This window comes from Gordonibacter sp. RACS_AR49, assembly GCF_030418435.1.
Taxonomy (GTDB): Bacteria; Actinomycetota; Coriobacteriia; order Coriobacteriales; family Eggerthellaceae; genus Gordonibacter; species Gordonibacter urolithinfaciens.
Genome location: NZ_JAIUDM010000001.1, coordinates 52,165 through 64,950 on the forward strand (window position 1 = coordinate 52,165; position 12,786 = coordinate 64,950).

The 12,786-nt window shown below is 63.5% G+C and carries 12 protein-coding genes; 3 read left to right on the top strand and 9 right to left on the bottom strand.

Annotated elements, in window-relative coordinates; all coding sequences use genetic code 11:
- Positions 1-88: 88 nt before the first annotated feature.
- Positions 89-427: a hypothetical protein gene (locus tag LB310_RS00215; protein ID WP_087191891.1), complete on the top strand. Its 339-nt coding sequence runs from the start codon at positions 89-91 to the stop codon at positions 425-427.
- Positions 428-914: 487 nt separating this feature from the next.
- On the opposite strand, the gene LB310_RS00220 is transcribed toward LB310_RS00215, so the two are convergent.
- From LB310_RS00220 to LB310_RS00255, 8 genes are all read right to left on the bottom strand, one after another.
- Positions 915-1,166 carry a hypothetical protein gene (locus LB310_RS00220; RefSeq protein WP_015539700.1) on the bottom strand — a complete coding sequence of 84 codons (252 nt, stop codon included), beginning with the start codon at positions 1,164-1,166 and terminating at the stop codon, positions 915-917.
- A 235-nt stretch (positions 1,167-1,401) separates the two neighbouring features.
- Positions 1,402-2,811: an MFS transporter gene (locus LB310_RS00225; protein ID WP_123674480.1), complete on the bottom strand. Its 1,410-nt coding sequence runs from the start codon at positions 2,809-2,811 to the stop codon at positions 1,402-1,404.
- A 270-nt stretch (positions 2,812-3,081) separates the two neighbouring features.
- Positions 3,082-3,318 carry a RanBP2-type Zn finger domain-containing protein gene (locus LB310_RS00230; protein ID WP_015539702.1) on the bottom strand — a complete coding sequence of 79 codons (237 nt, stop codon included), beginning with the start codon at positions 3,316-3,318 and terminating at the stop codon, positions 3,082-3,084.
- Between the two features lie 24 nt (positions 3,319-3,342).
- Positions 3,343-3,600, bottom strand: a complete 258-nt coding sequence (locus LB310_RS00235; RefSeq protein ID WP_334099493.1) for a 4Fe-4S dicluster domain-containing protein — start codon at positions 3,598-3,600, stop codon at positions 3,343-3,345.
- Positions 3,601-3,664: 64 nt separating this feature from the next.
- Entirely contained in the window at positions 3,665-6,031 is a 2,367-nt protein-coding gene (locus LB310_RS00240) for a molybdopterin-dependent oxidoreductase (protein ID WP_087191889.1), read from the bottom strand.
- 243 nt (positions 6,032-6,274) lie between these two features.
- On the bottom strand, positions 6,275-6,511 hold the full coding sequence (locus LB310_RS00245) for a hypothetical protein (RefSeq protein ID WP_087191888.1): 237 nt from the start codon (positions 6,509-6,511) through the stop codon (positions 6,275-6,277).
- 333 nt (positions 6,512-6,844) lie between these two features.
- Positions 6,845-7,570 carry a hypothetical protein gene (locus LB310_RS00250; protein ID WP_162611550.1) on the bottom strand — a complete coding sequence of 242 codons (726 nt, stop codon included), beginning with the start codon at positions 7,568-7,570 and terminating at the stop codon, positions 6,845-6,847.
- Positions 7,571-7,652: 82 nt separating this feature from the next.
- On the bottom strand, positions 7,653-9,317 hold the full coding sequence (locus LB310_RS00255) for a response regulator transcription factor (RefSeq protein WP_301153942.1): 1,665 nt from the start codon (positions 9,315-9,317) through the stop codon (positions 7,653-7,655).
- Positions 9,318-9,693: 376 nt separating this feature from the next.
- On the opposite strand from LB310_RS00255, the gene LB310_RS00260 reads away from it, so the two are divergent.
- A complete protein-coding gene (locus LB310_RS00260; RefSeq protein WP_123674272.1) occupies positions 9,694-10,020 on the top strand; it encodes a hypothetical protein in 327 nt (108 codons plus the stop codon).
- A 177-nt stretch (positions 10,021-10,197) separates the two neighbouring features.
- Here the strand turns inward: LB310_RS00260 and LB310_RS00265 are convergent, their stop codons facing one another.
- Complete coding sequence (locus LB310_RS00265) at positions 10,198-12,270, bottom strand: translation factor GTPase family protein (RefSeq protein ID WP_301153944.1); 2,073 nt, start codon at positions 12,268-12,270, stop codon at positions 10,198-10,200.
- Positions 12,271-12,387: 117 nt separating this feature from the next.
- Between LB310_RS00265 and LB310_RS00270 the strand changes: the two genes are divergently transcribed.
- Positions 12,388-12,690: a hypothetical protein gene (locus LB310_RS00270; RefSeq protein ID WP_301153946.1), complete on the top strand. Its 303-nt coding sequence runs from the start codon at positions 12,388-12,390 to the stop codon at positions 12,688-12,690.
- The last annotated feature ends 96 nt before the right edge of the window (positions 12,691-12,786 follow it).

Consider the following 12,786-nt stretch of genomic DNA (forward strand, 5'->3'; position numbering starts at 1 on the left):
CTTGCCGATTCCCCGTCGGGGCGGCCTCTGGCGCCAGAGGCCGCCCCGACGGGGATCACGCGATCCTAATCAGGGGAAAGGACACGTTATGGGCAGAAACATGAGCCAGCGCAAGGCGAAGGCGTACCAGGACATCGAACGTCTCAAGGCGAACCGTCGCAAGGACCTCATCAAGTGCGCCGCCGCCCTCGCGGCCATCGTCGTGCTCGTCACGGTGAAGCTGGGCTTGGAGACGAGCGGCATCCTGGAAGTAGGCAACATGGCCGTGGGAGCCGCAATGATGATGGCCGGCATCGGCCTGGCCATCTTGGGCGGCACCTCGAGCGTGGACTTCACCCGCTCCGGCAACGAGATCAGGGGCATCCAAGCGAGCGTGGGCATCACGAAACAGGACATCAAGGACTACGAGCAGGCAAAGCGGGGATAAAGCCGGCGAAGCGCGCGCATGGCGGCGATTCGAAAGCCTTGAGCTCGAGCCCCGCCTTGGAGCCGTCCCGCTGGCAGCAAGGGCAGGGCCCTTGCTGCCAGCGGGGAACGTCCCCCAGGTTGAAGTAAAGGGGCTGTATCAAAAGTTTCGCCTCGTCGTCTCTCCCGGGACGAGCGTAGGGCAAGGGCTCTGCCCTTGCTGCCAGCCGGGATCGCATTCTGGGACTTTTGATACAGCCCCTTCAACCCGTGAGATACGGCTAAGAAGAGCTTTTGGATACGGCCCCGGCGCGGATCCCCCGAGCTCCCGCCTCTCGCGCAAGGCCTCGAGAGAGCAGGCGAACGCATGACGATGCGGAGGCAATACTCCCCCGGATGCTCCGCCGCCTGGTTTTGAAAGCGCGGAAGGTTGGCCAGGGCGCCTCTTCGATCAAACGCAACGCGGGGCGCCTGCTCGACCGCCGAGACGACCCATCCCCACCGCGCCCTCAGTGACCGGTAACGCCGTTGCCGGTGAGCTCGGTGGCCAGCACGAAGGCCGCCAGCAAAAGCCCCAGCACGATCCAGCAGAATATCTTGGCGGTCTTCGTGGACACGGGGCCTATCCGGTCGCTGCGCGGGTCGTTGTCCACCGTGAATGCGGCAGCGCGGATCTCCTTGGTGAAGCGCGTGCGGCACTTCGTGCAATGGTCCTCGGAAGCAGATTCCTTGCCGCAGAACGGACAGATGATAGCGCTCATCGCGAACCCCCTTGTATCGATTCAGCTACCCGGCACCGGTGCGTCAGTCGGGTTTGCCAGGGCGGTTCGCCGCGGTCGGTTGCATCCTGCGCGCGACCAGCAACGCTAAGGGGACGCGGCGACCCGCGAACCGCCTTGGCAAACCCGACCGACGAGGCCCCTTTCCAGGAACCCCGTCGGCCGGTCGAACGTCAATCCGCTCGCATCTTTTCAGGATGGGGCGGTAAAGCAGTGCTTACGCCTTTGCGTCGGCAGCCTCATCGGCGATGTCGTCGATGTTCATGCCCTTGGCGCCCTTGGGAAGCAGGAAGCCAGCCAAGAAGCCGAACGCCATGGGGGCGGCCAGCAGGGCGATCAGCGGAGAGAACGCCCAACCCGCAGCCTTCAGGCCGCCCAGGATGATGGGCGACAGGATGCCGGCGGATTTGCCGAGCGCGACGATCGTCGCAACACCGGAGTTGCGGAACTCGGTGGGATAGGACTCGGACATCATCGGCTGGGCAGCGGTGATGGCGTAGTTCAGGGCGAAGCCCATGAACACGAACGCGATCAGGTACGGCCAGAAGCTCGTCTCGGCGGGCAGCTTGACCACCTGGGAGACGATAAGGCAGGCAACCACCGACAGGCCGTAGCCGAAGATGAGGTTGCGCTTGCGGCCCATGGCCTCGGAGACGAAGCCGGTCGTGCAGTTTGCCACAACGGATGCGGCGTTCTGCGCCATGGCCAGCATGTACGACGCGGTAACGGCGCCGCCCGTAGCCTCGAGCATCAGGGCCGGCAGCCAGGCGTTCACGCCGTAGATGCTGAAGTTGCCGGCGAAGTAGATGATAACCAGCGCGATGGTGGTCTTCAGGTACTTGCCCTTCCACACCTCGGCCGGGCTCGACTTGGCGGAAACCGGCGGCACGAGAAGGTTCTCGGGCTTGAGCTCGTAGGGGATCTCCTTGCCCGCGCGCTTCTCGATGCGCTCGAGCGTCTTCACCGCGCCGTCAAGCTTGCCGTGCACGGCGCACCAGTGGGCCGATTCCGGGGTGAACTTGCCGAAGATGAACGCGTAGATCACCGGCAGCGCGCCGATGGCGTAGCACCAGTGCCACGTGGCAACCTGGACCATGACCGTGCCCACGAGGGCGGCCATAACCCAACCGACGATCATCCACGCCATGCCGAACGTGATGAAGAACGAACGCTGCTTCGTGGGGGTGAACTCCGTGAACAGCGTGGTGACGATAGGCGTGCACACGCCCAGGAACAGGCCGGCGAGCACGCGGAAGACCGCGAAGACCTCGTAGTTCGGGGCGAAGATGCACGGGATGGTGAGCAGGCCGTACATGAACGTGCCGATGGTGAGGATCTTGCGGCGGCCGAACTTGTCGGACAGCGGGCCGGCTGCGAACGAGCCCACCACGATGCCGATCGTCGACCAGGACGACAGGGCGCCCTTGAGGGCGTCGTTGCCTGCAGGACCGAAGAACTCCTGCATGATCTGGGTGTTGGTATAGGAGATGATCATGTAGTCGTAACCATCGAACATCATCGCTATGCCAACGAGGAAGAAAATGGAAATGGTAAACTTGCTGACTCCGAGGGAGTCGATCGCCTGGGAAATGGTGAACTTCCCTGGCGACTTTGCAGCTGCACTCATAATCCGCTCCTTGGAACGTTCCCCGGCCCTTATGAGCTGTTTTAAGCCGGAGAATCTGATAGGCGGCCGTCGGACAGTGCGGATCCCGCGCAAAAGAAGGCGTTCCTGCTTTCATGCGCTAGCCTTGGATGGTTGACTCGGATCGAGGCTTCGTCTTCTTTTGCTCTTTCAGCATTTCCCCATGAAAACGTTTCGACCCTGCCTGGCGGCCATGGAAAGAACGAGGGGACCCCAATCTCAAGAAAGAGATCCCCTCGCCGTTGGAACTAACTACTCCTCGCCGAGAATCTTCTCGACGGCCTTCTTGTCCTGGTTCAGGCGCTCGGAGTCATCGATAGGCTTGAACGTAGCGCTCTCGATGGACTTGTCGGCAACCTTCTCCTTCTCGGCGCCGCACTTCTTGCACGCCGTGGCATCGGCCGCGTTAAAGGTACCGCACTCGGTGCACTTCCACAGAATTTTCCCCAGCGGAGGCGGACGGAATCCGCCTTTCTCCTGACGAGCCATAGCTCTACCTCCTTCGTTCCAACATTACTTTGCGAAAAGCACCTGATTGGGCTTCTCAGCCAACTTAGCGGACAGCTCCTCGAGCGTGCCGTAGTACATGATGCCAGCCTGGCAGTGATGCACGCAGCTCGGAAGCCTGCCCTCGGCCACACGGTCGGCGCAGAGGTCGCACAGATCCGTGGGCAGGGGAAGATAGGTCCACTCCCACTTGCCGTTGATGTTCTTCACGGGGCCGTACTCGAGCGTCTTGATGCCGTACTGGCCGATCGGAAGATCATGCACTTTCTTGCAAGCAACTTCGCACGTATGGCAGTTGGTGCAGAATTCGTAGTCGATCAGCAGACCGTTAGTCGCCTTCGAACCGGGTGTAGTCATAGCCACCGAAGCCACCTCCCTTGGTCACAATCTCGCTAGGCGAGCAATCATTTTCAGGCGTCACCTTGTAGCACTTGCAGAGCGTGCTCTTGTACGGGGCGCCATAGTGCGTCGGGCCGTACACGCCCATCGTGGTCAGGTTGTTGCCGTTGCAGTCGAACACGCCGTACAGGTTCGGCTCTGCAGCCTCCTGCTCGGGGAACCACCAGCCGTGGCGGGCACGGACGAGGTTCGGCATGAGGCCCGGAGCGATGTGCGCCTGCTGCTTGCACTTGCCGCGACGGTTCTCGAACCACACCCAGTCGCCTTCCTTGACGCCGATCTCCTCGGCGATCTCGGGCGAGATGTCGGCGATAGCCGTGGGGTGCACTTCGCGCATGGTCGGCAGCTGGCGATGCTCGGAGTGGAACAGGCCGATGTGACGGTGGCCGGACGTGTAGATGTACGGGTACTCCTTGTACAGCTCGGGCGTACGGTACGGGCTCTCGAACGGCTCCATGTGGTGCGGCAGAGGATCGAAGCCCCACACGTCGAACAGCGGAGAGGAGATCTCGTACATACCGGTAGCCGTAACGAAGCCGGGCTGACCGTCCTCGCGGAGCAGGCCCTTCTCGTACTTGTGGTACGTCTCGTTCCAATCCCAGTAGTCGTACACCGTGTGCGTGAGGTCCTCGAACGTGTAGGGAACGCCGTTGCCGTCGTCCTGGATCATCCACGTCAGGAAGTCGCGCACGGTCTCGAACTGGTTGAAGAAGTCCGGGTTGAAGCGCTTGCCCAGATAGAACACCAGCTCTTCGTCCATCATGCACTCGTAGTAACGGCCGGCTGCGGCGGTCATCGTGCGCAGCGGCTGCCACCAGGAGCGGAAGGAGTCGCGCTCGACGGACATGGCCACGGGGAGCACCAGGTCGGCGAAGGCGACGGCGGTCGGGGTCAGGTAGTAGTCGACGACGACCGTGTAGGGCACGTTCTGCCACGCGCGGTAGATGCGCGGGGCGTCGCCGCCCATGTTGGCGATCGGGTTCGTGCCATGGACCCACATCATCTGAGGCGGATACGGCACGCCCGTCTCCATGGCCTCGAGCAGGAGGTCAGGCGGGATGAACGGCGTGTAACCGGCCTTGTGGATCGGGGACTGGTCGGTGCCGATACGGCGGTCAAGCATCTCCTGGGAGATGAACTCGAGGCCGCAGCCGTACTTCTTGGAGCTGTTGTAGGCGTAGCGCACGAGCACGTTGCCGCCGGGGACGTCGAGGTTGCCGCACAGCGCCGTGATGTCGGAGATGGCGAACGAAGCCTCCATGGCAGCGATCTGCATGTCGATGGCGAGGCCCCACTGGATGGCGCCGGGCTTGGCAGCAGCGAACATGCGGGCAGCATCGTAGATCTGCTGCTCGGGGATCCAGCAGATCTCCGCGACCTTGTCGGTCGGGTAGTCCTGCAGGCGCTCGACGAGCTCGTCGAAACCGTAGCACCAGTTGTCAACGAAGTCGTGATCGTACAGGTCCTCGTCGACGATGACGCGCAGCATGCCCATGGCGAGCGCGCAGTCGGTGCCGGGGCGAACCTGGATCCAGATGTCGGCCTTCGAGGCGAGCCACGTGAGGGCCGGATCCATGACGATGAACTTCGTGCCCATGCGCATGAGGTCGATCAGCCAGTGGCCGACGAAGCCGTCGGGGTTGGACGCGAGAGGCTCGTTGCCCCACACGATAACAACCTCGGGCTGCTTCCACTCCGGGTTGTCGTAGCGATCCGGGTGCAGCTGCGAGGCGTCCAGGATCCAGCAGTCGCCGTCCTTCATGAGGTTGGCGGTCATGCGGGGCTGGTAGCAGGAGTCGGCAGAGAGGAAGCCGAACGACATGTTCGGGCTGCCGAAGACTGCACGGAGGCACATAGCGCCATGCCACATGGCGTTACGGCCGGTACCGGACAGGGCGACGATGCCCTCGGGCCCGATTCCGTTGTAGTCGTCGTGAATGGTCTTGCAGATCTTCGCGTAGGTGTCCTCGAGCCAGTCGAAGGCCTCTTCCCACGTGATGCGCTTCCACTTGTTCTCGCCCTTTTCGCCGTCGCGGAGGAGAGGCCACTTGAGGCGGTCGTTGTTGTAGATGTTCTCGACCATGTTCAGGCAGCGCAGGCACAGACGTCCCTGGTTGTACCCGAAGTTGGGGTCGCCCTCGATCTTCTCGAGCTTGCCGTCTTTGACGTACGTGAGCACGCCGCAGCCGTTGTGACACCCAGGTCCGGTCCAGACCGAGGTGCGGGTCACTTCATAACCATCCTCGTACCAACGCCAGTCTGTTTTGTACAGATCATGGTTGTATTCGTTGATCATGAAAAGCCCCCCTTTCATAAAAGAGATACCGATAAGATGAACTCTTATTCTTCAGAAACCCCGAAGCACGCTTATCTCGGGTCGCGCGGCCTCCTCAAACCTCGCTTCCCGCCTTCCCCGTGTCCGTCGGTCTCCTCTTCCGAGCGGAGTATCGGGGTTTCTTAAAGACCTGCATGATCCTTGTCTCGGCGCGCATGCGGCCTCTCTCAAGCCGCGGCGCCGGGGGGATCGGTCCGCTCCTGCTTACGCAGTCGGCGGCTTCGGCGCGCCAGGAGCCTTGGGGGCGCTCGGCGCAGCGCCGGGAGCCTTGGGGGCGCCGGGAGCGCTCGGGGCAGGGGCGTTCGCGCCCGTGCCGGCAGCATCCGCAGCGGGAAGCTCGGTGCCGCACTTCTTGCACTTGTCGTTCTCGGGCGGGTTGAAAGAGCCGCAAGACGGGCACTTCTTCATCATTTCGTCGAACGACGGCGGTCTGAAGCACATATCGTGGTTCCTCCTCTTCCTCATTGAATCTCGGTGGACAAGGTCTGTTCGCAAATACATTGGGGTGCATTCACAGCGCATAAGCTACCATGCGGCAAATCGGCGAAAGTACCTTCGCGGGTATGAAAAAGGACGATCTAGTACTGGCAGTCATACTCACTACTACGCACGTATCGAGGCTTTTACCTGGGGAAACGTAAATCGGTCATGCAAAGGGGACGATACGGGGTATGAGCCCCCGAGCAAGCAAAAGGGCCCGCGATGCGGGCCCTTCCGAAGCAGCCGGTGCCGGGGGCACGAGCCGCAGCGCCGGATGGCGCATAGAAGCCGGGGCTAGGCGGCGGAGGCGTCGCCTTCCGTCTCGACGACGGCCGCGTCCACCACGCTGCGCATGACCTTGACGCGGGCGGCGGCACGCTGGGCGTCCGCCATGCGGCCGTTCGCCTCGATCTCCGCGAGGAACGCATCGGGATCGTCCGTGGACAGGTACTCGGTGAGCTCGGAGGGCGCGACTTCGGTTCCCGTGGCCTCGATCATCTTGTCGAGCGCCGCGTTGAGCTTCAGCTGGAACACCACGTCGTCGCGCAGCTTCTCCTCGAACTGCTCGGGCGTGAGGTGCTCCTCGCGCAGATAGCGCTCCTTCGTGGAGCCGAACGACTTGAGGCGCTGCTCGTACTGCGCGTGCGAAGCCTCGATGTTCGCGGCGACGACATCTGCGGGAAGCTCGCCCTCCAGGCGCGCCACGAGGGCGTCAGAGCACTTCTGGAACTTCGTGTTGTTCCAGGCCACCATGCCCTGGCGCTCGAGGTCCTGCTTTATGCCCGCGCGCAGCTCGGCCATGGTGCTGATGCCGTCGAACTGGCCCTTCACCCATTCGTCGGTCAAATCGCCGATGGAGCGGATGGGCGAATGGTTCGTGGCCGAGGCCACGTACACGAACAGCTGCGCGTCGATGTCGTCGTCGGTCGCGACAGGCTGCGGCGGCATGACGATATGCACGCTGTCGTGCGAAGAGAGCGCAAACGCGCTCAAGTCGAGCTGGGGTGCGGTTTCTTGCATAGGGTACTCCTTACGGTTGGCGGGGCGCATCGCCCCAGATGGACAGCAAAACGGCGCGCCGCGGCGCGCCGAGATGGGCTTGTCAGTCCTGCTCTTGCGATTTGATGTCTTCCTCTCGGAACGTCTCTATAAGGCTTAGCATCTCCTGCGACGAATGCACCCCGAGTTTGTGGTAGATGTTCGCTATGTGGGTCTTGGCCGTATGCATGGAGATGACCAGCTTCTGCTGGACGTACTCGGCGTTGCGGCCCTTGGCTATGAGGAAGAATATCTCCGTCTCGCGCGGGGAGAGCTTGTAGAGCTCGGCGATGCCGCGGCACGTGCGCCGCCAAGGCGTGTCGGCACGCTTGGGCTCGCCGGAGGGTTTCGACGACAGTGCGGGCTTGGACGGCGCGTCCTCGTCGCGCGAGGCGGAAGCCGGAGCGTCGGGCGCCGGCTCGGCTGCGGCCTTCTTGGAGGTGCCGGCCCCGGCGCCGGAGGGCGCGGGCGCGCCGGCGGCCGAGGCGGATGCGACGTCGGCTTTCTTTGCGGCCGCAGCACCTTCGGGGGCAGCGGCGCCGGAGTCGGACGTCATGCGGGCAAGCTGCGCCTCGAAGGGCTCCTGCTCGCGGAACGGCGTGAGCACCGTTGCCACGAGCATGGTGATGGCAGCCCCGCACAGCGAGTAGAGCACGAGCGAGGGGTCGGCCACGCCGAGGCCCGTGACCACGGTCTTGCCCACCACGAGGCCCACGGCCAAGCTCATGTAGACGAGCACGCGGCCGCCGTCGACCAGCAGCAGCGATCCAGGCTTAAGCCGCCGCGCCAGCCCGACGCCGAGTATCAGGCCGCCGAAGTCGAACAGGTTGAATCCTGCCAGGATAACCGTTTCTGATGCGAGGAGCACCCCCCCCCCCCCGCCCAAGAAGGAAAGTCCCACGATGCCGAGGACGAAGAAGAGCAGCGAGAAGCGGTGTATCGTGTCGATATCGGCGTTCGTCTCGGGCGCCTCGGGTATGAAGAAGATGACGATGCCCGCCACCACGATGCCCACGAGCACCACGGCGTTGCCCGCCATGAGCAGCGCGACGCCGCTGTTGATGAACCCGCCCTGCAGCAGGCCGAACACGAACGCGTACACCGTGGTGGGCAGCAGCGTTTTCAGCGAATGGCGCAGGACGCTCTTGCGGGGCGGCACGACGGCCGGAGTCCGAGCGGCCACGTCGACCGGCTCGATGGTGCGCCAGTTCGCAATGAGCGACACGGTGGCCACCGCCGGCATGCACAGCGTCACAAGGTAGCTGAGCGGCGGCACGAAGCTGCACGTGAGGAACGCGAGGATGCCGCCGGCCATCATATCGACCGCGAACGAGCGGAACAGATGCCCTGCCGCCGCCTCCATATAATAGTGGAGCCACAGGAACATGAGGAACGCCTCGGAAAAGCCCAGCAGCACCACCGAGGCGATGCGCCACGGCATGTCGGCCGAGAGCGTAACCAGCGAAAGCGCCGAGGCGACCGTGGCAAGCACGCCCGCCGCGCCCAGCAGAAGCGTGGACGGAGCCGTCTTGTTGCGGTTCAGGAAGAAGCGGCCTACGCCGACAAGCGCCCCGAAGGACAAGGCAAGCGTCAGATACAGCGTGAACTGGCGCTCGAGAAAGAAGGAAAAAGACGGGTTGTTGGTCGCACCGATAAATATGGGAGAGAACAGTACCAGATAATGCCAGCTCAAGAGAACCTTGAATCCGATCATCGTCAACGTCTTCACATGGGAAGTCTTATCCTCTGATCGTTCCGGCATTGATTGCGTCATCCGGCACGCCCCTTTCCCCCTGATGAAAAGAAACGAGCAGCGCTTCACTCGTCCTTCTCAAACCTTACTCGTTTTACTCGGAAGGGCCTATAGCCCACGGTACCAGAGCCGCTCATTTTCATACTGCGATAGGTACAAAGCCCACCAGGCCCCGTGCTAGGTTGATAGTTGCATATGCGCGATTCCAGGTAATTTCCGTGCGCGCCACCTGCACGATCTCTCCCCCGCTTCGGCGCGCTCGTCTTCGCCCGAACCGGTCATAACCCTAGTATAGAGCATAACGTAATCGATTGGATTATATTATAGCCCAACGACAGAAAGGAAGGCCACTATGCCGGGAGGCTGCTGGATATGCAACCCGCTGTGCGGGAAATGCCAGCCCGCGCCCAAGAAGTCGGGGAAGTGTCCCTCTTGCGGCACGTGCACCATCTTCGACCGCACGGAAGTGACGGCCGGAGCGGCGCTCTTGTGCAAGAAATGCGGCGAGGACCTGACGGCGCTCGTGCGCCCCGAGCCCCTGCGCTGCAACTACAGCGGCCTCGTGTGCGCCTACCCCTGCGGCAAGGGCACGAGCGCGCATCCCGAGCATGGGTACCAGGTATGCCGCCGAAACACCCCTCCGAGCGAGGAATGGCTGGCAGCGCATCCGGGAGTGTAGGAGGAGGCGGAGGGAGGCAGAGGGTCGGGGGAAACGCCTCGCTCCCCCGATAGCTCTCGTTTGCCGCAAGCGTGCGAGAACGAGACGCCATCCGCCGCCCCCCCCCCGTCACACGTTAAAAAGGCGCTACCCACTCGGGGCGGCGCCTTTTGCATGCCAGATACCGGGCCGGAAAAGCTAGTTGCCGGCAGCTCGGGCGGCTTGGTAGGCTTCCACGAGCTTCTTCGTCACGTCGGCCGGAGCGGGGTCGTAGCCCTCGAGCTCCAAGGTGTACGAGCCGGAGCCGCGCGTGAGGGAGCGCAGGTCCTTCGTGTACGTGACCACCTCGGCGTAGGGCACGCGCATCATGATGACCGTCTCGCCCGCATCGTTGGAGTCGGTGCCCACGATGCGACCGCGCCGCGTGGAGATATCGCCCATGACAGCGCCGGCGTACTCCTCGCCCACCGTCACGTTCAGGTTGGCCATGGGTTCCAGCAGGATGGGGTCGGCCTTCTCGCACGCAGCGCGGAAACCGATGCGCGCAGCCGTCTTGAACGCCATCTCGTTGGAGTCGACCGAGTGGTACGAGCCGTCGTACACGGCGCACTTCACGTCCACCATGGGATAGCCCGCCAGGAAGCCCTCGGCCATGGCGTCCTGCACGCCCTTGTCCACAGCGGGGATGAAGCCGCGCGGGATCTTGCCGCCCACGATCTCGTCCAGGAACTCGTAGCCGCCGCCGGGGTTCGGCTCCAGGCGCAGCCAGCAGTCGCCGAACTGGCCCGAGCCGCCCGTCTGCTTCTTGTGGCGTCCCTGCGCCTCGGCCTTCTTGCGGATGGTCTCGCGGTACGGGATGCGCACGTCCACGAGCCTCGCCTCGACGCCGGTCTGCTCCTTCAGGCGTGCGAGCAGCGTGTCAACCTGGGCGTCGCCCATGGCGGTGACCACGGTCTGGTGCGTCTCCTCGCTGCGGCTGACGCGGATGGTGGGGTCGGTCTCCACCGCGCGGGCCAGGAACGTGCCCAGCTTGTCCTCGTCCTTCTTGTTCACGGCCTCGATGGCCACGGGGTACTGCGGCTCGGGCAAGGGCAGCGGGTCGATGGCCACGGTGCCCGACTTCGACAGCGTGTCGCCCGTGCGCGTCTCGGTGAGCTTGGGGACGACGATGATGTCGCCTGCCTTCGCGCTCTTCACATCGTTGGTCTCCTTGCCCATCATGACGTACAGGTGGCCCAGGCGGTCTTTCTTGCCCGTGCGGGCGTTCACCAGCTCCATGCCCGGCTCCAGCACGCCGGAGATGACCTTCATGAAGCTCAAGCGTCCCACGAACGGGTCGGACACGGTCTTGAACACGAAGCCCGCCGGCTCGCCCGTCTCGTCCACGAGCGTCTCCTCGCCGTTGGCCAGGCGGAAACGGCCGTGGTGGCGCGGGTGCGGGAAATAGGTGGCGATGTCCTCCATGACGCCCTGGATGCCCTGCTCGATGATCGTGGAGCCCACGAACACGGGAATGAACAGCTCCTGCGCGATGGCCTTGTCAAGCAGCTGCTCCAACTCCTGCTGCGTGAGCTGCTCCTCGCCGTCCAGGTACTTCATCATGAGCTCGTCATCGGCCTCGGCCACGAGGTCGCAGAGCTTGTCGCGCGCGGCCTGGGCCGTCTCCAGGTAGTCGGCCGGGATGTCCTCGATGCGCTCGGCGTCGCTGCCGGGATCGAAGTAGCGCGCCTTCATGCGGATGATGTCGATGACGCCCTTGAAGTCCGCGTCCACGCCAATGGGGATAGTCACGGGGCCCAGGCGCGAGCCGAAGCGCGCGTGCAGGAGCGCCATGGCGGTGTCGAAGTCGGCGTTCTCGCGGTCGATGTGGTTGATGAACACGGCGCGCGACAGGCGCATGTCCTCGGCCTCGCGCCACAGCTTGGTGGTCATGACCTGCGGGCCCGCCACGGCGTCGACCACGAACAGCGCCATCTCGGCCGCCTGCATGGTGGCCAGCGTGTCGCCGATGAAGTCGGGGTGGCCGGAGGTGTCCAGCAGGTTGATCTTGTAGTCCTTGAAGGGAATGGGAGCGATGGACGTGCCGATGGTGAACTTGCGCCGGATTTCCTCCTCGTCGTAGTCGAGGTAGGACTTCCCGTCGTGGGTCGTGCCCATGCGGGGCGTGCGGCCCGAGACGTGCAGCATCGCCTCGGCGAGCGATGTCTTGCCGGCGCCGTCTTGGCCCACCAGCACAATGTTCCGTACGTGTTCGGTAGCAGGAGCTGCCATGTTGACCACCAACTTTCCTGTTGAGTGGCCCACGCCGTTGCCGTCTTCGTCAAGGCGCGAACCACAGTCGAGCCTAACCTACGAACTTCAAACGCGAACATGAAACCTTGACCCATAGTGTATCGCAAATGGCCGCTTTCGGCGTCCACAACGCCGGAATTCGACCGCACGCCTGAAGTGCGCGGCCCGCCCGCTGCCGAGGCCGAGCCGCGCCCGGGGCGCGCCGGAGCGCAGCCGCAGGCAGGCTGCATCATCCCGGATAACAGTCACCGCCCGACCGAATGCTGCAAAATCACCGATTTCGGCGCCCATAAAGCCGTCTTTCCGGAAGCAGCCCCGTATTGCCTTCAGAGCATTCTTCTGAACAGGCGTTTTCACTGCCAGTCGTCAATGGAGAAGCCGAGCCTCAACCTGCCATGAGCAACGGCCGCCGAAATCGGTGATTTTGCAGCAAGAAGCGTCGTGCCGCAGACGGCTTGCACGTGCTAGAATCATCCAACCAGAGTCGAGGCAGGC

Bases quoted from the DNA above. Each gene is read 5' to 3' on its own strand.
- LB310_RS00215 (WP_087191891.1), top strand. From the start codon at position 89: ATGGGCAGAAACATGAGCCAGCGCAAGGCGAAGGCGTACCAGGACATC.
- LB310_RS00220 (WP_015539700.1), bottom strand. From the start codon at position 1,166: ATGAGCGCTATCATCTGTCCGTTCTGCGGCAAGGAATCTGCTTCCGAG.
- LB310_RS00225 (WP_123674480.1), bottom strand. From the start codon at position 2,811: ATGAGTGCAGCTGCAAAGTCGCCAGGGAAGTTCACCATTTCCCAGGCG.
- LB310_RS00230 (WP_015539702.1), bottom strand. From the start codon at position 3,318: ATGGCTCGTCAGGAGAAAGGCGGATTCCGTCCGCCTCCGCTGGGGAAA.
- LB310_RS00240 (WP_087191889.1), bottom strand. From the start codon at position 6,031: ATGATCAACGAATACAACCATGATCTGTACAAAACAGACTGGCGTTGG.
- LB310_RS00245 (WP_087191888.1), bottom strand. From the start codon at position 6,511: ATGTGCTTCAGACCGCCGTCGTTCGACGAAATGATGAAGAAGTGCCCG.
- LB310_RS00250 (WP_162611550.1), bottom strand. From the start codon at position 7,570: ATGCAAGAAACCGCACCCCAGCTCGACTTGAGCGCGTTTGCGCTCTCT.
- LB310_RS00260 (WP_123674272.1), top strand. From the start codon at position 9,694: ATGCCGGGAGGCTGCTGGATATGCAACCCGCTGTGCGGGAAATGCCAG.
- LB310_RS00265 (WP_301153944.1), bottom strand. From the start codon at position 12,270: ATGGCAGCTCCTGCTACCGAACACGTACGGAACATTGTGCTGGTGGGC.